The sequence below is a fragment of the Cupriavidus sp. BIC8F genome (assembly GCF_032465815.1).
GTDB lineage: Bacteria > Pseudomonadota > Gammaproteobacteria > Burkholderiales > Burkholderiaceae > Cupriavidus > Cupriavidus necator.
The window spans coordinates 658,394-678,161 of the sequence record NZ_CP136094.1; the positions used below are offsets into that span (position 1 = coordinate 658,394).

17 protein-coding genes and 1 pseudogene are annotated in these 19,768 nt (G+C 66.2%); 8 read left to right on the forward strand and 10 right to left on the reverse strand.

Annotated features, from left to right (window positions below; all coding sequences use genetic code 11):
* Window positions 1-30 precede the first annotated feature (30 nt).
* The 3 genes from leuS to RS901_RS03040 all read right to left on the reverse strand — a co-directional run bounded on the left by leuS (window position 31) and on the right by RS901_RS03040 (window position 4,373).
* A complete protein-coding gene (gene leuS / locus RS901_RS03030; protein WP_316151463.1) occupies window positions 31-2,652 on the reverse strand; it encodes a leucine--tRNA ligase in 2,622 nt (873 codons plus the stop codon).
* Between the two features lie 182 nt (window positions 2,653-2,834).
* Window positions 2,835-3,638, reverse strand: coding sequence for a 4-hydroxy-tetrahydrodipicolinate reductase (gene dapB / locus RS901_RS03035; RefSeq protein WP_316151464.1), 804 nt, complete (start codon window positions 3,636-3,638; stop codon window positions 2,835-2,837).
* A 111-nt stretch (window positions 3,639-3,749) separates the two neighbouring features.
* Window positions 3,750-4,373, reverse strand: a complete 624-nt coding sequence (locus RS901_RS03040; RefSeq protein WP_316151465.1) for an outer membrane protein assembly factor BamE — start codon at window positions 4,371-4,373, stop codon at window positions 3,750-3,752.
* Between the two features lie 245 nt (window positions 4,374-4,618).
* Here RS901_RS03040 and fur point away from each other — a divergent pair, with 245 nt between their 5' ends.
* Window positions 4,619-5,050 carry a ferric iron uptake transcriptional regulator gene (fur, locus tag RS901_RS03045; protein WP_010813212.1) on the forward strand — a complete coding sequence of 144 codons (432 nt, stop codon included), beginning with the start codon at window positions 4,619-4,621 and terminating at the stop codon, window positions 5,048-5,050.
* A gap of 93 nt (window positions 5,051-5,143) precedes the next feature.
* Here the strand turns inward: fur and RS901_RS03050 are convergent, their stop codons facing one another.
* Window positions 5,144-6,139: a LysR family transcriptional regulator gene (locus RS901_RS03050; protein ID WP_013957970.1), complete on the reverse strand. Its 996-nt coding sequence runs from the start codon at window positions 6,137-6,139 to the stop codon at window positions 5,144-5,146.
* A gap of 293 nt (window positions 6,140-6,432) precedes the next feature.
* Between RS901_RS03050 and RS901_RS03055 the strand changes: the two genes are divergently transcribed.
* A complete protein-coding gene (locus tag RS901_RS03055) occupies window positions 6,433-7,044 on the forward strand; it encodes a flavin reductase family protein (protein ID WP_316151466.1) in 612 nt (203 codons plus the stop codon).
* A 69-nt stretch (window positions 7,045-7,113) separates the two neighbouring features.
* Here the strand turns inward: RS901_RS03055 and gap are convergent, their stop codons facing one another.
* Window positions 7,114-8,112, reverse strand: coding sequence for a type I glyceraldehyde-3-phosphate dehydrogenase (gap, locus tag RS901_RS03060; RefSeq protein WP_010813209.1), 999 nt, complete (start codon window positions 8,110-8,112; stop codon window positions 7,114-7,116).
* Window positions 8,113-8,196: 84 nt separating this feature from the next.
* Entirely contained in the window at window positions 8,197-10,230 is a 2,034-nt protein-coding gene (gene tkt / locus RS901_RS03065) for a transketolase (protein ID WP_316151467.1), read from the reverse strand.
* Window positions 10,231-10,533: 303 nt separating this feature from the next.
* Between tkt and RS901_RS03070 the strand changes: the two genes are divergently transcribed.
* The 3 genes and pseudogenes from RS901_RS03070 (at window position 10,534) to RS901_RS03080 (ending at window position 12,396) form a co-directional block, all read left to right on the forward strand.
* Window positions 10,534-10,962: a VOC family protein gene (locus RS901_RS03070; RefSeq protein WP_316151468.1), complete on the forward strand. Its 429-nt coding sequence runs from the start codon at window positions 10,534-10,536 to the stop codon at window positions 10,960-10,962.
* Window positions 10,962-11,714 (forward strand): 16S rRNA (uracil(1498)-N(3))-methyltransferase, encoded by a 753-nt coding sequence (locus tag RS901_RS03075; protein ID WP_316151469.1) that lies wholly within the window; start codon window positions 10,962-10,964, stop codon window positions 11,712-11,714. Before RS901_RS03070 ends, RS901_RS03075 begins: the two co-directional genes overlap by 1 nt.
* A 59-nt stretch (window positions 11,715-11,773) precedes the next feature.
* Window positions 11,774-12,396: pseudogene (locus RS901_RS03080) on the forward strand (YidB family protein).
* 83 nt (window positions 12,397-12,479) lie between these two features.
* Here RS901_RS03080 and RS901_RS03085 read toward each other — a convergent pair.
* The 3 genes from RS901_RS03085 to RS901_RS03095 all read right to left on the reverse strand — a co-directional run bounded on the left by RS901_RS03085 (window position 12,480) and on the right by RS901_RS03095 (window position 16,184).
* The gene (locus RS901_RS03085; RefSeq protein ID WP_316151470.1) at window positions 12,480-13,097 is read right to left on the reverse strand and encodes a barstar family protein; all 618 of its coding nucleotides are present in this window, start codon (window positions 13,095-13,097) and stop codon (window positions 12,480-12,482) included.
* On the reverse strand, window positions 13,094-13,465 hold the full coding sequence (locus RS901_RS03090; protein WP_011616017.1) for a ribonuclease domain-containing protein: 372 nt from the start codon (window positions 13,463-13,465) through the stop codon (window positions 13,094-13,096). The genes RS901_RS03085 and RS901_RS03090 overlap by 4 nt, the downstream gene beginning before the upstream one ends.
* Before the next feature lie 394 nt (window positions 13,466-13,859).
* Complete coding sequence (locus RS901_RS03095; RefSeq protein ID WP_316151471.1) at window positions 13,860-16,184, reverse strand: NADP-dependent malic enzyme; 2,325 nt, start codon at window positions 16,182-16,184, stop codon at window positions 13,860-13,862.
* A 402-nt stretch (window positions 16,185-16,586) separates the two neighbouring features.
* Here RS901_RS03095 and thiL point away from each other — a divergent pair, with 402 nt between their 5' ends.
* The 3 genes from thiL to RS901_RS03110 all read left to right on the forward strand — a co-directional run bounded on the left by thiL (window position 16,587) and on the right by RS901_RS03110 (window position 18,814).
* Complete coding sequence (gene thiL / locus RS901_RS03100; protein ID WP_316151472.1) at window positions 16,587-17,567, forward strand: thiamine-phosphate kinase; 981 nt, start codon at window positions 16,587-16,589, stop codon at window positions 17,565-17,567.
* A 126-nt stretch (window positions 17,568-17,693) separates the two neighbouring features.
* Window positions 17,694-18,260 carry a phosphatidylglycerophosphatase A family protein gene (locus tag RS901_RS03105; RefSeq protein ID WP_013957980.1) on the forward strand — a complete coding sequence of 189 codons (567 nt, stop codon included), beginning with the start codon at window positions 17,694-17,696 and terminating at the stop codon, window positions 18,258-18,260.
* Between the two features lie 56 nt (window positions 18,261-18,316).
* Window positions 18,317-18,814 (forward strand): CinA family protein, encoded by a 498-nt coding sequence (locus tag RS901_RS03110; RefSeq protein WP_010813199.1) that lies wholly within the window; start codon window positions 18,317-18,319, stop codon window positions 18,812-18,814.
* 75 nt (window positions 18,815-18,889) lie between these two features.
* Here the strand turns inward: RS901_RS03110 and pyrF are convergent, their stop codons facing one another.
* Entirely contained in the window at window positions 18,890-19,708 is an 819-nt protein-coding gene (pyrF, locus tag RS901_RS03115; protein ID WP_316151473.1) for an orotidine-5'-phosphate decarboxylase, read from the reverse strand.
* Window positions 19,709-19,768 lie beyond the last annotated feature (60 nt).

Sequence of the window (19,768 nt, forward strand, 5' to 3'; positions counted from 1 at the left end):
GGCGATTCCTTGTCAGGTTCCGGGGCCAGCTTACAACACCACGTTGACCAGGCGGCCGGGCACCACCACGATCTTCTTCGGCGCCTTGCCCTCGGCAAACTTGGCCACGGTCTCGCTGGCGGCGGCGGTTGCCTCGATGGCGGCGCGGTCGGCCTCGGCGGGCACGGTGATGCTGCCGCGCACCTTGCCGTTGATCTGCAGCACCAGTTCGATCTCGCTGCGCACCAGCGCGGCTTCATCGACCTGCGGCCACGGCGCGTCGAGCAGGTCGCCGGCTTCGGCGGCGTAGCCCAGCTGGTCCCACAGGCCGTGGGTGACGTGCGGCACCACGGGGTACAGCACGCGCAGCAGGATGCCGAAGCACTCGCGGCGAGCGGCCGGCGAGGCGCTCTTGGCGTCGTCCAGCGCGTTCAGCATCTTCATGGTGGCGGACACCACGGTGTTGTACTGGATGCGCTGGTAGTCGTAGTTGGCCTGCTTGAGCACGCCGTGGATCTCGCGGCGCAGGTCAGCGTCATCGGCAGTCGGCGTGCCGCCGGCACCGTCTCGGATGGCCGCGGCGTTGGCATAGCCGTAGTTCCACACGCGGCGCAGGAAGCGCGAGGCGCCCTCCACGCCCGAGCCGCTCCATTCCAGCTGCTGCTCCGGCGGCGCGGCGAACATCACAAAGAGGCGCGCGGTGTCGGCGCCGTACTGGTCGATCAGCGCCTGCGGGTCGATGCCGTTGTTCTTGGACTTCGACATCTTCTCGACGCCGCCGATCACCACCGGCTGGCCGTCGGCGATCAGCGTGGCGCCCACCGGGCGGCCGCGCTCGTCGGTGCGCAGGTCGACCTCGGCCGGGTTGTACCAGTGCTTCTTGCCCGAGGCGTCTTCGCGGTAGTAGGTCTCGTTGAGCACCATGCCCTGCGTCAGCAGGTTGGTGAAGGGCTCGTCGAACTTGACCAGGCCCAGGTCGCGCATGACCTTGGTCCAGAAGCGTGCGTACAGCAGGTGCAGGATCGCGTGCTCGATGCCGCCGATGTACTGGTCCATCGGCATCCAGTAATCGTTGCGGGCATCGACCATGGTGGCCGCGTCCGGGCAGGTATAGCGCATGTAGTACCAGCACGAATCGATGAAGGTATCCATCGTGTCGGTCTCGCGGCGCGCCGGCTTGCCGCACGACGGGCAGGTGCACTGCAGGAAGCGCGCATCCTTGGCCAGCGGGTTGCCGGTGCCGTCCGGCACCAGGTCTTCGGGCAGCACCACCGGCAGGTCTTTCTCAGGGACCGGCACCACGCCGCAGCTGTCGCAGTGGATCAGCGGAATCGGCGTGCCCCAGTAGCGCTGGCGCGAGATGCCCCAGTCGCGCAGGCGCCAGGTCACCTTCTTCTCGCCGATGCCCTTGGCGCCCAGGTCGGCGGCAATGGCTTCGACCGCGGCCTGGTAGCCGAGGCCGTCATACTTGCCGCTGTGGATGCAGGTGCCGTTTTCCTTGTCGCCGTACCACTCCTGCCAGGCCTCGGTCGAGTACGGCTGGCCCTTCACGTCGATGACGGGCTTGATCGGCAGCTTGTACTTGAGCGCGAAGGCGAAGTCGCGCTCGTCGTGCGCGGGCACGCCCATCACGGCGCCGTCGCCGTAGCTCATCAGCACGTAGTTGCCGACCCACACGTCGACCTTCTCGCCGGTCAGCGGGTGCACCACCTGCAGGCCGGTCGGCATGCCCTTCTTCTCCATGGTCGCCATGTCGGCTTCCATGACCGAGCCGTGCTTGCATTCGTCGATGAAGGCAGCCAGTTCGGGGTTGTCCAGCGCGGCGTGCGTGGCCAGCGGGTGCTCGGCGGCGACTGCGCAGAAGGTCACGCCCATGATGGTGTCGGCGCGCGTGGTGAACACGTACAGCTTGCCGTCATTGATCGGCTTGCCGTCCTCGCCCGGGATGTCGTGGGGGAACGCAAAGCGCACGCCCACGCTCTTACCGATCCAGTTCTGCTGCATCACCTTGACGCGCTCGGGCCAGCCCAGCTGGTCCAGGTCGCCCAGCAGTTCCTCCGCATACTCGGTGATGCGCAGGTAGTACATCGGGATCTCGCGCTTTTCCACCACCGCGCCGGAGCGCCAGCCGCGGCCGTCGATGACCTGCTCGTTGGCCAGCACGGTCTGGTCGACCGGGTCCCAGTTGACGGTGCCGGTCTTGCGGTAGGCGATGCCCTTGTCCAGCATCTTCAGGAACAGCCACTGGTTCCAGCGGTAGTAGTCCGGGCTGCAGGTGGCGACTTCGCGCGACCAGTCGATCGCCAGGCCCATCGACTGCATCTGCTTCTTCATGTAAGCGATGTTGTCGTAGGTCCAGGCCGCCGGCGCCACGCCGTTGTTCAGCGCGGCATTCTCGGCCGGCATGCCGAAGGCGTCCCAGCCCATCGGCATCAGCACGTTGTTGCCGTTCATGCGCAGGTAGCGCGCCATCACGTCGTTGATGGTGTAGTTGCGCACGTGGCCCATGTGCAGCTTGCCCGACGGATACGGCAGCATCGAGCAGGCGTAGAACTTGGGCTTTTCCTTGCCGTCGGCCCCGGCCGCATGCTCCGACACGCGATAGGCGTCGATGGCTTGCCAGTGCTGCTGGGCGGCTTGTTCAACGGCGGAAGGAAGGTATTTGTCTTGCATGGTCGGGACAGCAGTCAGGACAACGTTTGCGCGGCAACTGGCCTGCCGGCATCCGGGGGAATCGTTGGAATGAGAGCAGCGGGCGCGCCGCTTGCGCGGCGCCCGCCGGGCGTGCAATGCGAAAGAAGACGATTATAACCGTGGCGGCAGGCCAGTTTCGGCCCTGCGCGCCCCGCGGCGCCTTACTTCAGGCTCAGGCCAAGCACGTCCTGCATGTCGAACAGGCCGTTGGGCTTGTCGGCCAGGAAACGGGCGGCGCGCACGGCACCGTCGGCATACGACTGGCGGCTGGACGACTTGTGGCTGATCTCGATCCGCTCGCCGATGCCTGCGAACATCACGGTGTGGTCGCCGACGATATCGCCGCCGCGCACGGTGGCAAAACCGATCGAGTTGGGATCGCGCTCGCCTGTGTGGCCTTCGCGGGCATAGACTGCGCAGGTCTTGAGGTCACGGCCAAGCGCATCGGCAATCACTTCACCCATCTTCAGCGCGGTGCCCGAGGGGGCATCGACCTTGAAGCGGTGGTGCGCCTCGATCACTTCGATGTCATAGCCGGTCGACAGTAGCCTGGCGGCCACTTCCAGCAGCTTGAAGGTGGCGTTGACGCCGACGCTGAAGTTGGCGGCAAAGACGATGCCGATCGACCCGGCGGCCTCGGCCAGCGCGGCCTTGCCGGCCTCGTCGAAGCCGGTGGTGCCGATCACCATCTTCACGCCCAGTTTCTTCGCCGCGGCCACGTGGGCCAGCGTGCCTTCGGGGCGGGTGAAGTCGATCAGGCAGTCCGCGCCGGCCAGCACCGCTTCCACATCGGCACTGATCGCCACGCCGGTCTGGCGGCCCAGCAGCAGGCCGGCATCCTGGCCCAGCGCCGGCGAGCCCGGCACGTCCAGCGCGCCCGCCAGGCTCACGCCCTCGGTGTTCAGCACGTGTTCGATCAGCATGCGGCCCATGCGGCCCGATGCGCCTGCAATGGCGATGTTCATGGTGTCTGGCTCAACGGAATATGCGCAATGCGCGGAAAGTGATCGAGCCGGCCATGCTCGACCGGCCCGGAAAACTGGTGGCGCGCCGCCGCCGGCGCGCCATGCGGCGGATCAGTTGGCGGCCGGTTTGGGGGCCTCGGCCGGCACCGCTGCCTCGGTGGGAGCGGCCGGCGATGCCGCAGCGGCGGGTGCCGCTTCCGGCTGCTGCGCCTGCCGCGGCACAAAGTTCTCCACCGTGGTCTGCGATTCGGCCGGGGCGGCCGCGGTGGCTGCCGCGCCGGTGGAGATCTTGCCCGGCGTCTGGTCCTTCAGCGCCTTTTTCATGCCGTCGATCTCGGCAATCAGCTCATACTCGGACGGCAGTTCATCGCCGCTGAACTTGACCAGCCGGTCGCCTTCAAAATACACCGTATAGCGGCGCTGCTGCACCACCGGGGTACTGCCGCGGCGGAACGAGAACACGTAGTCCCAGCGGTCGGCGTGGAACACGTCATTCAGCAGCGGCGTGCCGAGCAGGAACTTGACCTGGTCGCGCGTCATGCCTTCGCGCAGTTGCGATACGGCCTCGCGCGAGACGAAATTGCCCTGCACGATGTTGATCCGGTACGGCGTAATGGCGTTGGCTACCTTGCGCGAGGTGGAATCGTAGGCTGAGCAGGCGCCGGCCAGCAGGGCCGCGGCCAGCAGGGAGACAACCAGCGTCGGGCGCATGGCGGACGAACGGATATAACGCATGTATCTCGCTTCCGGGAGGGAAAGAAAAGTACGGCGGCAAGGTACCGCAAGGCGGGCACAAAAACGGCGCAAAATGCGCCGATTGCACCACACACGCCTGTTGCGCCTGCCGCGACAACCACATGGGACGGCAACTGTGCCGGGCGCGTGATGCCGACTTGGGGCATCACTACCGCGAGCGACTTTTGCTGCCAAAACCCTTATGATTCAACTATCCAGTCATTGTACTCTAGGGAGTCACCCACATGCCGAGTCCGGCGGACCTCAAGAACATCGGCCTGAAGGCGACCGTGCCCAGGCTGAAGATTCTTGAAATTTTTCAGACCAGTGAACAGCGGCACCTGAGCGCGGAAGACGTCTACCGTATCCTGCTGAACGAGCATATGGATATCGGCCTGGCCACCGTCTACCGCGTGCTGACCCAGTTCGAGCAGGCAGGCCTGCTCTCGCGCAACAACTTTGAATCCGGCAAGGCGATTTTCGAACTCAACGAAGGCAAGCACCATGACCACCTGGTGTGCCTCGACTGCGGCCGCGTCGAGGAGTTCTTCGACTCTGAAATCGAGCACCGCCAGCAAAGCATCGCGCGCGAGCGCGGCTTTACGCTGCAGGAACATGCACTGTCGCTGTACGGCAATTGCACCAAAACAGACTGTCCCCACAGACCCAAACGATAAGCCTGCACGCTCCGCAGCGGAGCGCAGACGGGCAACAAAAAACCGGCGCCTGGCGCCGGTTTTTTGTTTGGGCTGCTCGCCGCAGGATGCTGCTCAGGGCGCCTGCAGGTCTTGCAGGTCCTGTTCGGTAACCACCCGTGCCGGGCGTGCCGGCGGCAGGCCGACGAACTCGCCCACCACCTGGCGGAACAGGCTGCGCGCCCACACCAGCATCGGATGGGTGTTGCGGCTGCGGTGCCAGAACATGTTCAGGCCGAGTGTGGTGTTCAGTTCCGCCGGCAGCGGGAAGGCCTTCAGGCCATAGGTCTCGCAGGCCATGTCCTTGGTCAGCGCATTGACGGTGAAGATCATGTCGGTCTGCGAGGCCAGTTCGGCCTGGGCACGCCATGAATGTACCGTCAGCGTCGCATTGCGCTTGAGCCCGCGCTGCTGCAGCGCGTAGTCGAGCGGGATCAGCGACGGCGCCGGGCGGCCGGCGCCGCCGGAATGCGCCATGAAGATATGGCCGCAATCCAGGTATTGCTCCAGCGAGCAGTGGTTCTTGAGCACCGGATGGCTCTTGCGCGCGCAAACCCACAGGTTCAGCGACGTCACCATCTCCTCGACGATTTCCGGGTGGCGGGTCGGGAACGGGGAAAAGGCCAGGTCAAGTTCGTTGGCGCGCATCGAGGCGACGTCCGTTTCCCACGAATGGGATTCGACCAGCTTGATATGCAGGTCCGGCGCCAGCTGCTTGATGCGCAGCACAAAACGGTTGAATACCGTGTCGCCCAGCTCGGCGGCAAAGCCGATGCTCAGCGTGCCGGTAGCGATAGCCGGATCGAAATTGTCGGCATCGCCCTCGTTGATCGACGACCATAAATCCAGCATGTCGCGGATCTTCGGGCCCAGTTCCAGCGCACGCGGCGTTGGCGTCAGGCCATGCGGGACGCGGATGAAGAGGGGATCGTCAAAGATTTCACGCAGCCTGCCCAGCGAGTGCGATACGGCCGGAGCGGTCATATGCATCTTTTCCGCGACATAAGTGGCGTTTCGCTTGCTCAGTAGTTCGGTGAAGATCACTAAAAGCTTCGTGTCTACGTTCACCATGATCAGGCCTCGGTCAGATTATTCTTAGCTAGATGGCCCCACCACTTGCACTGGCTGCACATCAGATTTCAACGGCGTCTTAATAGTGTAAGAGGAAAAAACAAGCTCGGAAAGCAAATTCGGCATTTCTGAAATGGCTGTCTACGACATAATTCTGAAAAATTGCGCGTTTTTTCCACTAATGACCGCACTTGTGGACATTTCCCGCGCCGCAGCATCCGCCAGTGCATCGGCGTATAGTGGGTCCGCCGTTTCCATTTTTATCATTCTTTTCCGACGGCTCATCGGCCATCATGCCTGAACATTTCCGCCTCCCCGTACCACTCCCGCAAGCCTACCGCTTGCTGAACCACGGCCCCACCGTGCTGGTCAGCGCCGCCGCCGGCGGCAAGCGCAATATCATGGCCGCCGCCTGGGCCATGCCGCTGGATTTTTCCCCGCCCAAGGTGGCCGTGGTGCTGGACAAGAGCACCTGGACCCGGCGCCTGCTGGAAGACAGCGGCGAGTTCGTGCTGCAGGTCCCCACCGTCAGCCAGGTCGACCTGACCGAGGTGCTGGGCTCCAGTTCCGGCCTGGCGCTGATGGAGCAGGAAGGCACCGACAAGTTCGACGCCTACGGCCTGGGCACCTTTGCCGGCACGGCGGTCGGCGCGCCGCTGCTGGAGGGCTGCGCGGCCTGGCTGGAATGCCGGCTGCTGCCGGAGCCGGCCACGCAGCAGAACTACGACCTGTTTCTTGGCGAAGTCGTAGCCGCGCACGCGGACGCGCGCGTGTTCAGCAACGGGCGCTGGCATTTCGACGGCCATGATGCGCTGCGCACTATCCACCATGTGGCTGGCGGCCATTTCCTGGTGGACGGCGACGCAGTCGACGCGCGCCCGCTGGCGCCCCGCCCGGCTGGCTGAATATCACTGCGCCCGAAAATGAAAAACGCGCCCGAAGGCGCGTTTTTCTTGACTGCGGAAGCTGCCGGCTTACTTGGCTGCGACGCGGACCATTTCCAGCACCTTGTTCGAGTAGCCCCACTCGTTGTCGTACCAGCTCACGACCTTGATGAAGGTGCCGTCCAGCGCGATGCCGGCTTCGGCGTCGAAGATCGAGGTGCGGGCATCGCCGCGGAAGTCGGTGGCGACGACCTTGTCTTCGGTGTAGCCCAGCACGCCCTTGAGCGCACCCTGGCTCTGGGCCTTCATCTCGGCGCAGATTTCTTCGTACGTCGCCGACTTTTCCAGCTCGACGGTCAGGTCGACCACGGACACGTCCGAGGTCGGCACGCGGAACGACATGCCGGTCAGCTTCTTGTTCAGCTGCGGAATCACCACGCCCACGGCCTTGGCAGCGCCGGTCGACGACGGGATGATGTTTTCCAGGATGCCGCGGCCGCCGCGCCAGTCCTTGTTGGACGGGCCGTCAACGGTCTTCTGGGTGGCGGTGGCAGCGTGCACGGTGGTCATCAGGCCGCGCTTGATGCCCCACTTGTCGTTCAGCACCTTGGCCACCGGTGCCAGGCAGTTGGTGGTGCAGCTGGCGTTGGAGATGATCGCCTCGCCCTTGTACGACTCGTGGTTCACGCCGTACACGAACATCGGGGTGTCGTCCTTGGACGGGGCCGACATGATCACCTTCTTGGCGCCCGCGTCGAGGTGCTTCTGCGCGCCTTCCTTGGTCAGGAAGATGCCGGTCGACTCGACCACCACGTCAGCGCCGATCTCGCCCCACTTCAGTTCGGCCGGATCCTTGACCGCGGTCAGGCGGATCTTCTTGCCGTTGACGACCAGGGTGTTGCCGTCGACCGACACTTCGCCGTCGAAGCGGCCATGCACCGAGTCGTACTTCAGCATGTACGCCAGGTAGTCGGGCTCCAGCAGGTCGTTGATGCCAACGACTTCGATGTCCTTGAAGTTGGCGACTGCGGCGCGGAACACCATGCGTCCGATGCGGCCGAAGCCGTTGATGCCGATCTTGATGGTCATGACTGTCTCTCCTGAGGATCGATTGAAACCGGTGGGCGCCGCTGCTGCCGCGCGGTGCACCACGCGGCTCCAGCGCCCGGATGCTTAGATAAGGGTGTCCTTCACCGTGCGGACCACGTTGTCGACGGTAAAGCCGAAATGCTTGAACAGCACGCCGGCCGGGGCCGACTCACCGAAGGTGTCGATGCCCACCACCGCCTGGACCTGGTACTTCCACCAGAAGTCCGTCACGCCCGCCTCGACCGCCACGCGCGGCACGCCGGCCGGCAGCACGCTGGCCTTGTAGGCGCTGTCCTGCTTGTCGAACACGGTGGTGGCCGGCACCGAGACCACGCGCACATGCACGCCTTCGGTAGCCAGTGCGTCAGCGGCGCCGACGGCCAGGCCCACTTCGGAGCCGGTGGCCAGGATCACGGCGTCCGGACGCTTGGTCTTGGGGTTGACGCTGTCGCGCAGCACGTAGCCGCCGCGCGCGATATTGGCACGGGTGGCTTCGTCGCGGCGCTGGAACGGCAGGTTCTGGCGGCTGAAGATCAGGCAGCTCGGGCCGTTCTCGCGGCGGATCGACTCGGCCCAGGCAACGGCGGTCTCGGTGGTGTCGGCGGTGCGCCAGACGTCCATGTTCGGGATCAGGCGCAGGCTGGCGACGTGCTCGATCGACTGGTGGGTCGGGCCGTCTTCGCCCAGGCCGATCGAGTCATGGGTGAACACGAACAGCGAACGGATCTTCATCAGCGCCGCCATGCGCAGCGCGTTGCGGCTGTAGTCCGAGAAGGTCAGGAAGGTGGCGCCGTAGGGAATGTAGCCACCATGCAGCGTGATGCCATTCATGATGGCGCTCATGCCGAACTCGCGCACGCCGTAGTTGATATGGTTGCCCCAGGCATCCACGCGCACGGCCTGGCTGCCCGACCAGTTGGTCAGGTTCGAGCCGGTCAGGTCGGCCGAGCCGCCGAGGAATTCGGGCAGCACCGGGCCGAAGGCCTCGATGGTGTTCTGGCTGGCCTTGCGGGTGGCGATGGTCTCGGCCTTTTCCTCGCACTTGGCGATGAAGGCGTCGACGGCGGCGTCGAACGATCCCGGCAGTTCGCCCTTCATGCGGCGGCGGAATTCGCCGGCCTCATACGGGTGGCGCTCGGCGTAGGCGTCGAACAGCGCGGTCCAGGCACGCTCCAGCGCCTCGCCGTTGGCCTTGGCGTCCCAGGCGTTGTAGACCTCGGCCGGCACTTCGAACGGGGAGTGGGCCCAGCCCAGCGCCTCGCGCGTGGCCAGCACTTCGGCGCCGCCCAGCGGGGCGCCGTGCACGTCGTGGCCGCCTTCCTTGTTGGGCGCGCCCTTGCCGATCTTGGTGCGGCAGCAGATCAGGGTCGGCTTGTCGCTGGCCTTGGCCTGCGCGATGGCGTTGTCGACCGCGACCACGTCGTGGCCATCGATGCCGCGGATCACGTTCCAGCCATAGGCTTCGAAACGCTTCGGGGTATCGTCGTTGAACCAGTGCACCACGTCGCCGTCGATCGAGATGCCATTGTCATCCCACAGCGCAATGAGCTTATTAAGCTTTAGCGTGCCGGCCAGCGAGCTGGCTTCGTGCGAGATGCCTTCCATCAGGCAGCCGTCGCCGAGGAAGACATAGGTGTGGTGGTTGACGATGTCGAAGCCGGGGCGGTTGAATTCTTCACCCAGCAGGCGTTCGGCCAGCGCCATGCCGACAGCGTTGGTGATGCCCTGGCCGAGCGGGCCAGTGGTGGTTTCCACGCCCGGGGTGATGCCGTATTCCGGGTGGCCGGCGGTCTTGCTGTGCAGCTGGCGGAAATTCTTCAGCTCTTCGACCGGCAGGTCGTAGCCGGTCAGGTGCAGCAGCGCATAGATCAGCATCGAGCCATGGCCGTTGGACAGCACGAAGCGGTCACGGTCGGCCCACTGGGGGTTGCTCGGGTTGTGCTTCAGGTGCCGGCCCCACAGCGCCACGGCGATGTCTGCCATGCCCATCGGCGCACCGGGGTGGCCGGAATTGGCCTGCTGGACGGCGTCCATGGCAAGCACGCGAATGGCGTCGGCCATCAGCTTGGCGGGCTGGGAAGCAAAAGGACTTGTGGCGGGATGGGCAAGGGCGGACATTCTGGCGGATTCGGGCGTGAGCCTGACGGCAGGAAAACCGCAATTTTAGCAGAAGCTAGGGGGTTTTCCGGACTCCCGGACAGCGCCTGCGGCGCAGCGAGGGCGATCACCGGAAGCCCAATGCGGCCCCCCGCCCCCGGTCATCGGAACTATCCGGCCACGGACATGCCTGATGCTTCACCCCAACCAGCCCGGCCGACCGCTGCGCCGCACTTCGACAGCGTAGCGCGGCACGCGTAAGATGCACTCTCGCACCGCGCGGCACGCCAGCCGCGCCGGGTTTCCCGCACTCAGGAGACGATCATGACCAGACCGGCCAACACCCCCTGGCTCACCCCCTACCTGACCGTCGCCAACGGGCGCGCCGCACTGGACTTCTACAGCCGCGCCTTCGGCTTCACCGCCGGCAACGTGGTCGACGAAAACGGCGTGCCGACCCATGCCGAGATGCACTACCAGGGCCAGCTTGTGGTGATGTTCGCGCCCGAGGGCGCCTGGGGCAGCACCGCGCGCACGCCGCGCTCGCTGGGCGTCGAGTGCCCGCAGACCTTCTATGTCTATTGCGACGATGTCGACGCCATGCACCAGCGCGCGGTCGACGCCGGCGCGATCAGCCTGATGGCGCCGGCCGACCAGTTCTGGGGCGACCGCTATTGCATGGTCGAAGATCCCGACGGCTACCGCTGGGGCTTCGGCAAGCCGCTGGACCAGGCAGCGGGCCAGGCAAGCTGATGGCACCACGCTTCTTCGTCGGCGGCACAGACACCGTCCTGGCCGCCGAATCCGATTTCCCGCTGCCCGAGCCGGTGGTTCGCCACGCGCAGGTGCTGCGCCTGGTGCCGGGCGACGCCATGACGCTGTTCGACGGCCGCGGCGGCAGCCACGCGGCCACGCTGGTCGAGCTGGGCAAGCGCCACGCGCTGGCGCGCATCGGCGCGCATGACGCGGCCGAGGCCGAGCCGCCCTTGCGCGTCACGCTGGCGCAGGGCCTGGCCGGCGGCGACAAGATGGACTGGCTGATCGAAAAGGCGGTCGAACTGGGCGTCACGGCGATCCAGCCGCTGCAGGCCAGTCGCTCGGTGGTGCGCCTGTCGGGCGAGCGCGCGCACAAGCGCCAGGCGCACTGGCAGGCACTGGTGCAGGCCGCCTGCGAGCAATGCGGCCGCAATCGCTTGCCGGAGGTTGCGCCGGTCGCTAACTTTGAGACATGGCTGGCGCAGTCTGCGGCTGGCGGTGCCAGGCTGCTGGTATCACCGCGCGCCACGCACTCGCTGCCGGCGTTCATCGCCGAACAGCGCGAAGCCTTGCTGGCCGGCGGCGTCACGCTGCTGATCGGCCCCGAAGGCGGCCTGGCGTCCGAGGAAGAGCAGGCGGCAAGGCAGGCGGGTTTCACCGGCGTGTCGCTCGGCCCCCGCATCCTGCGTACTGAAACCGCCGGGCTGGCATGCCTGGCAACCCTTAATGCCTTGCTTGGCGGATTCTGACGGCGGCGGCCACCCGGTCATCGCGTCAACCTTGCAACCCTGACTGAAAGGAGTCGACCATGGGACTACTCGATAGCGTGCTGGGCGGCGTGCTCGGACAACTCGGCGGCGCGCGCGGCGAGGCTGGCGGTACCGGCGGCGGGCTCGACCCCAAGCTGATGATGGCGCTCGGCTTGCTGGCGACGCTGGCCATGCGCGGCCGCGGGCAAGCAGGCGGCGGCGCGGGCGATGCGCCGGCGGCCGATGATGGACTGGTGGCCTGGGCAGCCTTGGCGGGCTGCTGGGCGGCATGCTCGGCGGCGGCGGTGCCGGCGCGGCGCCCGGCGGCGCCACCGGCGGCCTGGATCTCGGCTCGTTGCTCGGCGGCCTGCTTGGCGGCCAGGGTGGCGCGCCGGCCAACAGCCAGGCACTGGGTGCAGCCGCCGGCGGCATCGGCGCGCTGCAGCAGATCCTGGCGCAGGCCGGGCTGGGCGAACAGGTGAACTCGTGGATCGGCAGCGGCGCCAACCAGCCGGTCACGCCGTCCGCGCTGAGCGGCGCGCTGGGCGACACCGGCGCGCTCGAATCGCTGGCACAGACCACCGGCATGTCGCAGGACGACGTGGCCGCGCAACTGAGCGAAGGACTGCCGGAACTGATCGACCGGCTCACGCCGCATGGGCATCTGCCGGCGCAGGAATAAGACCAGCACCTCGCCAGAAAGCAAAAAGCCCGCTGATGCGGGCTTTTTGCTTGCTATACCGTGGAACGGCCAGGCCAGCGCAATCAGGCGAACGAATAAAACACCCGGAACTGCACCTTGCGTTCGCCCCAGAATTCGGCGGCGTCGCGGAATACGTCGAGCAGCACCTCGCGCCCTTCCTTGTCGAACTTCTGCGCAATCGGCAGGCCTTCCAGCACGATCACAAAGCCCGGCTGCGGGCCGGCCTTGAAGATCATGTCGGTCAGGCAGTCAGCCAGCGCGTCGAAGTTCTTGCCGAAGTGCTTCGGGAAGGTGAACGACGTGGCGATGGTTTCCAGGATCTCCGCCTTGCTCGCGCAAAGGGCGCAATTGGCATAGAGGAAATGCTGCCCGAGATCGGCGGCCGCCTGGGCCAGCTCAGGCACGCGGAAGGCGCGGATCGACTGGACGATGTTCGGACGCACCGTCTTGAACAGGTTCATGGCCCCCTCGCTGGTGCCGTCATTCCAACCGGGACCGGCGGGCATGGCCACGTGCCCGGTCGCGGGCGGGAGTTTTTGCATGAGCTCTTGGCTCGGCATCATCAGCACGTTGTCGTATAGGTTCTGGGCCTGCTGCTGAGCCCGCTGCCAGCCATCTCCGGCGCCGCGCTCTTCGCGGGCGGCAAGGGCGTCGCCCAATCCGAAAATGTCAGTCATCATTTGAGTATCCGTTTGAAGCTGTTGTAGTGATCTTCCGTGTAGTAACAATCGTTGGCAGCGCGTTGTTCCCCGCCGCAGACGATCCGCTTGGCTCCCCGGTTCCGGCTCCTGGCGCTCTTGACCGTGTATTCGCGGTAATACCCGCGTTCACGTTGCGGCAGGATGCGCTCGTAGTTGCCGAATCTCGATCCGTCCTTGTCATACAGAAACGGGCCGCCGGCTTCGATGCGCTCCAGGGTCTGCCGTGCATCGTTGGGCAACTGCTGCACTGCAATGGTTCCCATCCCTTCGGTCTGCACCTGCCGCGCCAATGTCGGCTGCGCCAGGGCCAGCACCAGCGCCGCGCCGGTCATGGACCGGGCCAGCATGCGCGTTGCGTGCCGCATCAGAGAAACTTGGAAACCCACGTTGCTTGTCTTGGTTGAACCGGAAATCGAGCCTGCCGCTGGTTGGGTAGACGATCTATCTGTCCGGGCCACCCTGGCCAGCGCCCTGCGCCACCCGTAGAGGAGCGCGATGGATGCCGGCCGTACCGGGGCGCTCATGGCGAGCGCCTGTATCAAAGGCGTAAGGTTACGCGCATGCACGCAATTAAGCAATCCCGGCCCGGCAGCACCGGTAATTCTTCAATTGTTTCAATATGTTAAGCGTATGTGTGCGCATACTAACCGTGCACATATGGATGCAAAAAAAGCCGGGCGAACCCGGCTTTTCGTCACATTGGCCTGCTACCGGCCATGCAACATTGCGATACCAGGCGGCTTAGCGCTTGGCAGCGGCGTCCACCACGACCAGCGAAGTCATGTTGACGATGCGGCGCACGGTTGCCGACGGCGTCAGGATGTGCACCGGCGCCTTCACGCCCAGCAGGATCGGCCCGATCGCAACGTTGTTGCCCGCGGCAACCTTGAGCAGGTTGTACGAGATATTGGCCGCGTCGATGTTCGGGCACACCAGCAGGTTGGCTTCGCCCTTGAGCGCGCCGTCCGGCACCAGCTGGTCGCGCAGCTTCTGGTCGAGCGCGCTGTCGCCGTGCATTTCGCCGTCGATCTCCAGGTCCGGGGCGCGATCACGCAGGATGGCGAGGGTTTCGCGCATCTTGCGGGCTGAAGGCGCTTCGGACGAACCGAAGTTCGAATGCGACAGCAGCGCGATCTTGGGCTCGATGCCGAAGCGCTTCAGTTCCTCGGCGGCCATCAGCGTGATCTGGGCCAGTTCTTCGGCGGTCGGGTCGACGTTGACGTGCGTATCCACCAGGAAGATCTGGCGGCCCGGCAGCACCAGGCCATTCATCGCCGCGTAGACCTTGTTGGTGCCGCCCAGCACCTGGTCGATATAGCGCAGGTGCGCCGCGGTGTTGCTGACGGTGCCGCAGATCATGCCGTCGGCCTCGCCCTTGTTCACCAGCATGGCGCCGATCAGCGTGGTGCGGCGGCGCATCTCCAGCTTGGCGTACTCGGGCGTGATGCCCTCGCGCGCCATCATGCGGTAGTAGGCGTCGGAATAATCGCGGAAGCGCTCGTCGTGCTCGGGGTTGACCACGGTGAAGTCCACGCCGGCGCGCAGGCGCAGGCCGAAGCGCTCGATGCGGTGCTGCAGCACGGCCGGGCGGCCGATCAGGATCGGGTTGGCCAGCTTTTCGTCGACGATCACCTGCACCGCGCGCAGCACGCGCTCTTGCTCGCCTTCGGCGAAGACGATGCGCTTCTTCTCCATCTCGACCTTGCGCGCGGCGGCGTAGATCGGCTTCATCAGCGTGCCCGAGTGGTACACGAACTGCTGCAGCTGCAGGCGGTAGGCGTCCATGTCCTCGATCGGACGGGCGGCCACGCCGGACTTCATCGCGGCCTCGGCCACGGCCGGGGCCACCTTGACGATCAGGCGCGGGTCGAACGGCTTCGGAATCAGGTACTCGGGGCCGAACGACAGGTCCTGGATGCCATAGGCGGTGGCGACGATGTCGCTCTGCTCCTGGCGTGCCAGCTCGGCCAGCGCATTGGCCGCGGCGATTTCCATCTCACGCGTGATGGTGGTGGCGCCGCAGTCCAGCGCCCCGCGGAAGATGAACGGGAAGCACAGGACGTTATTGACCTGATTCGGGTAGTCGGTACGGCCGGTGGCCATCACGGCGTCCGGGCGCACTTCCTTGACCAGCTCCGGCGCGATTTCCGGGTTCGGATTGGCCAGGGCCAGCACCAGCGGCTTGTCGGCCATGCGCTGGACCATGTCCTGCTTGAGCACGCCCGCGGCGGACAGGCCCAGGAAGATGTCGGCGCCGTCGATCACTTCGGCCAGCTTGCGCTTGTCGGTCTTCTGGCAGAAGCGCGCCTTTTCCGGGTCCATCAGCTCGGTACGGCCTTCGTAGACCACGCCGGCCAGGTCCGTCACCCAGATGTTCTCGATCGGCAGGCCGATATCGACCAGCAGGTCCAGGCAGGCCAGCGCGGCCGCGCCGGCGCCCGAGGCCACCAGCTTGACATTCTTGATGTCCTTGCCGACCACCTTCAGGCCGTTGATGATGGCCGCGGACACCACGATGGCGGTGCCGTGCTGGTCATCGTGGAAGACGGGGATCTTCATCTTCTCGCGCAGCTTGCGCTCGACGTAGAAGCACTCCGGTGCCTTGATGTCTTCCAGGTTGATGCCGCCGAAGGTGGGCTCCAGCGCGGCGATGATCTGGACCAGCTTCTCCGGGTCCTTCTCGTCGACTTCGATATCGAACACGTCGATACCGGCAAACTTCTTGAACAGGCCAGCCTTGCCTTCCATCACCGGCTTGGAAGCCGCGGCGCCAATGTCGCCCAGGCCCAGCACGGCGGTGCCGTTGGTGATCACCGCGACCAGGTTGCCGCGGGCGGTGTAGCGGAAGGAGTTGGCCGGATCGGAAACGATCTCTTCACAAGCGGCGGCCACGCCCGGCGAATAGGCCAGGGCCAGGTCGCGCTGGTTCGACAGCGGCTTGGTCGGCGTGACCGAGATCTTGCCGGGGGTGGGAAACTCGTGGTACTCGAGCGCCGCTTTGCGCAGCGCCTCACGCTGCTGCTGTTTCAGATCGTCTTGGGACGGGGACTGCTGAGGGCTGGTCATCGGCGCATCTTCCAATCGGTGGAGCCGTCATTGACGAGGCGGGGGACGATCGGCGGACCGGCTCCACGTGCCCGCCCTCCTCTTCCTTTGGAACCCAACATTTTATATAGTGAAATACTATTTCACAATAAGCGTTTTGCTTGGGGCACCTTTGCGATTCGGTACAATATGCCCCATCCTCCGGGGCAATGCCAGCAAGCGTAGCGCCTGCCCGCAGAAGTGGCGCACCGCGTGGCGGTCATGGCTGTCGTGCGCGGCAGTATCTTGCTGAAATGCCGGGCGCACCCCATCCTGACGCGCTGCGCGGGCGCCGCGGGATTGCCCCGGATCGCCAATCCTCTTCGCGCGACGCGCAGCCCTTACGATCCCGTCCACCCGGCGGGGCGGATCTTCCCAACGACGATGTCCCACGCCCAGCCAGCCCAGCTTTCCGAGTTCGACCTGATCCGCCGCTATTTCACGCGGCCGGTGCGCAAGGCCGCGCTCGGCGTGGGCGATGACTGCGCGCTGATCGAGGGCCGCCCCGGCCATCACCTCGCCATCAGCACCGACATGCTGGTCAGCGGCCGGCATTTCTTCCCGGACGTGGCGCCGCGCGCACTCGGCCACAAGGCGCTGGCCGTGAACCTGTCCGACCTGGCCGCCATGGGCGCCGAGCCGCGCGCGTTCACACTGGCGCTGGCCCTGCCCGAGGCCGACCCCGCCTGGCTGGCCGAACTCGCCGACGGCATGCTGGCGCTGGCCGACGCCCATGGCTGCGAGCTGGTCGGCGGCGACACCACGCGCGGCCCGCTGACGCTCTCGCTGACGGTGTTCGGCGACGTGCCGCAGCGCGCCGCGCTGCGCCGCGACGCCGCCCGGCCCGGCGACGATATCTGGATTTCCGGCACGCTTGGCGACGCCCGCCTGGCGCTGGGCGACTGCCGCGGCGAATGGCTGCTGCCAGAGCCCGAGTTCAGCCAGGTCCGCCCGCGCATGGACACGCCCACGCCGCGCGTGGCACTGGGCATGGCCCTGCGCGGCGTGGCGCATGCCGCACTCGACATCTCCGACGGCCTGGTCGGCGACCTGGGCCATATCCTGGAACGCTCGCAAGTCGGCGCGCTGGTCGACGTCGATGCGCTGCCGCGCTCGGCAGTGCTGGCCAGCCAGCCCGATGCCATCCAGCGTGAGTGCGTGCTGGCCGGCGGCGACGACTACGAGTTGTGCTTCACCGCGCCCGCCGGCAACCGCGACGCCATTGCGGCGATCAGCGAACGCCTGGCGCTGCCGCTCACACGTGTCGGCGCGATCACGCCCGAGCCCGGCCTGCGGCTGGTCGACGGTGCCGGCAACCCCACCCGGTACGAAGGCGCCAGCTTCGACCATTTCGCTGCCCCCTGACACCGGGTCACAGGCATGTCATGATGCCGGCATCGGCACGCTGCGCGGGCACAGGAGTCCCGCAGGCATGGCAGTGCAAGCCGGCCATAACCATAAGCAGTAACTGCATCACACGAGCCAACTTTGATGTCCACCTTCCCTCCCGGGGCCGCGCCGCGCGACCCCGCCCTGACCCTGGAAGCCGGCCAGACCGTCAAGGTCACGCGCCCGAGCGCGCGCTTCATGCTGGCCCATCCAGCCCACCTGATCGCCTTCGGCTTCGGCTCGGGCCTGTCGCCCGTTGGGCCGGGCACGGTCGGCACGCTCTACGGCTGGCTGTCGTTCGTGGTGATTTCGTTGTGGATCGCGCCCACCACCTGGCTGTGGATCATCGCCGGCGGCTTCCTGGTCGGCCTGTGGGCGTGCGCGCGCACGGCGCGCGACATGGGCGTGCACGACCATGGCAGCATGGTCTGGGACGAGATCGTCGCCTTCTGGCTGGTGCTGGCCTTTGTCATGCCGACCGGCTTCTGGGGGCAGTTTGCCGCCTTCCTGTGGTTCCGGCTGTTCGATATCGCCAAGCCGGCGCCGATCGGCCACTATGACCGCACGCTCAAGGGCCCGGGCCTGCGCGGCGGCTTTGGCGTGATGTTCGACGACATCTTCGCGGCCTTCTACACGCTGCTGGTGTTTGCGCTGTGGCGCTCGTTCTGAGCCACGCATCGCCAGCCATTTCAAGCTGATTCCCCCAAAACTACCCCGTATCGACCATGTCCGTCAGCCGCCTGCTCGACCAGCTCGCCATCCAGGCCGGCGTCGCCCTTGCCGACAAATCCCTGATGCTGGCCACTGCCGAATCCTGCACCGGCGGGCTGGTGGCTGCCGCCATTACCGATGTATCCGGCTCGTCCGGCTGGTTCGAGCGCGGCTTCGTCACCTATTCCAATGAGGCCAAGTCCACCATGCTGGGCGTGCCCGCCAAGCTGATCCGCGACCACGGCGCGGTCAGCGAGGAAGTGGCGCGCGCCATGGCCGAAGGCGCGCTGCTGAACAGCCGTGCCCAGGTGGCGCTGTCCATCACCGGCGTGGCCGGCCCCAACGGCGGCACCCCGGAAAAGCCGGTGGGCATGGTCTGCTTTGGCTGGAGCAACCGCATTACCACGCATACCGAAACCCAGCGCTTTCGCGGCGACCGCGGCCAGATCCGCCGGCAGGCGGCCGAGCATGCCATGCGGGGGCTGCTGGAGCTGATCCGAAACGAGGCCTGAAGCCGGCGGCCGGCAACCTCCGCCCAATAAAAAATCGCGCCGTCTCCGGCGCGGTTTTTTTGTCTGTGCCCGGCCTCAGCCGTGGCGGTAGCGATTGATGGTCTCGCGCGTCTGCAGCGCGACATTGCGAGCCGCCGCCGAAAAATCCTTCTCGCGGCTGGCGTAAAGGATGGCGCGCGACGAGTTGATCATCATGCCGGTGCCGTCCGCGGTGCGCCCCGCCTTGACCGTGGCCTCGATGTCGCCACCCTGGGCGCCGATGCCCGGGATCAGCAGCGGCATGTCGCCGACGATCTGGCGCACCCGCGCGATCTCGTTGGGGAAGGTCGCGCCGACCACCAGGCCCATCTGGCCGGTGGTGTTCCAGCGCTCGCGCGCGGCCTCGGCCACCAGCTGGTACAGCGGCTTGCCGTCGACCTGCAGGAACTGCACGTCCGAGCCGCCCGGGTTGGAGGTGCGGCACAGCACGATCACGCCGCGGTCCGGGTAGGCCAGGTACGGCTGCATCGAATCGAAGCCCATGTACGGGCTGACCGTGACCGCGTCGGCGTGGTAGCGCTCGAAGGCCTCCAGCGCGTAGTGCTCGGCGGTCGAGCCGATGTCGCCGCGCTTGGCGTCCAGGATCACCGGGATGCCGGGGTGGGCGTCGTGGATATAGTGGATCAGCTGCTCGAGCTGGTCTTCGGCGCGCTGCGAGTGGAAGTACGCAATCTGCGGCTTGAAGGCACAGACCAGGTCGGCGGTGGCGTCAACGATCTCGCGGCAGAACGAAAAGATGGCGCCGCCCGCCCCGGTCAGGGACAGCGGCAGCTTCTGCGGGTCAGGGTCGAGCCCGACGCACAGGAGGGAATCATTGCGCTGCCAGGCGGCAGCAAGCTGCTCGGTGAAAGTCATGGGTACTCGGAATATCCTGGTGGCGCCGGCGCCCCATTGGCCCGGCCGGCGCGGTTGGCC

What these genes read in the sequence shown, in the direction of transcription:
- leuS (WP_316151463.1), bottom strand. Translation starts at nt 2,652, where the DNA reads ATGCAAGACAAATACCTTCCTTCCGCCGTTGAACAAGCCGCCCAGCAG.
- dapB (WP_316151464.1), bottom strand. Translation starts at nt 3,638, where the DNA reads ATGAACATCGCCATTGCAGGCGCATCGGGCCGCATGGGCCGCATGCTG.
- RS901_RS03040 (WP_316151465.1), bottom strand. Translation starts at nt 4,373, where the DNA reads ATGCGTTATATCCGTTCGTCCGCCATGCGCCCGACGCTGGTTGTCTCC.
- fur (WP_010813212.1), top strand. Translation starts at nt 4,619, where the DNA reads ATGCCGAGTCCGGCGGACCTCAAGAACATCGGCCTGAAGGCGACCGTG.
- RS901_RS03050 (WP_013957970.1), bottom strand. Translation starts at nt 6,139, where the DNA reads ATGGTGAACGTAGACACGAAGCTTTTAGTGATCTTCACCGAACTACTG.
- RS901_RS03055 (WP_316151466.1), top strand. Translation starts at nt 6,433, where the DNA reads ATGCCTGAACATTTCCGCCTCCCCGTACCACTCCCGCAAGCCTACCGC.
- gap (WP_010813209.1), bottom strand. Translation starts at nt 8,112, where the DNA reads ATGACCATCAAGATCGGCATCAACGGCTTCGGCCGCATCGGACGCATG.
- tkt (WP_316151467.1), bottom strand. Translation starts at nt 10,230, where the DNA reads ATGTCCGCCCTTGCCCATCCCGCCACAAGTCCTTTTGCTTCCCAGCCC.
- RS901_RS03070 (WP_316151468.1), top strand. Translation starts at nt 10,534, where the DNA reads ATGACCAGACCGGCCAACACCCCCTGGCTCACCCCCTACCTGACCGTC.
- RS901_RS03075 (WP_316151469.1), top strand. Translation starts at nt 10,962, where the DNA reads ATGGCACCACGCTTCTTCGTCGGCGGCACAGACACCGTCCTGGCCGCC.
- RS901_RS03085 (WP_316151470.1), bottom strand. Translation starts at nt 13,097, where the DNA reads ATGATGACTGACATTTTCGGATTGGGCGACGCCCTTGCCGCCCGCGAA.
- RS901_RS03090 (WP_011616017.1), bottom strand. Translation starts at nt 13,465, where the DNA reads ATGCTGGCCCGGTCCATGACCGGCGCGGCGCTGGTGCTGGCCCTGGCG.
- RS901_RS03095 (WP_316151471.1), bottom strand. Translation starts at nt 16,184, where the DNA reads ATGACCAGCCCTCAGCAGTCCCCGTCCCAAGACGATCTGAAACAGCAG.
- thiL (WP_316151472.1), top strand. Translation starts at nt 16,587, where the DNA reads ATGTCCCACGCCCAGCCAGCCCAGCTTTCCGAGTTCGACCTGATCCGC.
- RS901_RS03105 (WP_013957980.1), top strand. Translation starts at nt 17,694, where the DNA reads ATGTCCACCTTCCCTCCCGGGGCCGCGCCGCGCGACCCCGCCCTGACC.
- RS901_RS03110 (WP_010813199.1), top strand. Translation starts at nt 18,317, where the DNA reads ATGTCCGTCAGCCGCCTGCTCGACCAGCTCGCCATCCAGGCCGGCGTC.
- pyrF (WP_316151473.1), bottom strand. Translation starts at nt 19,708, where the DNA reads ATGACTTTCACCGAGCAGCTTGCTGCCGCCTGGCAGCGCAATGATTCC.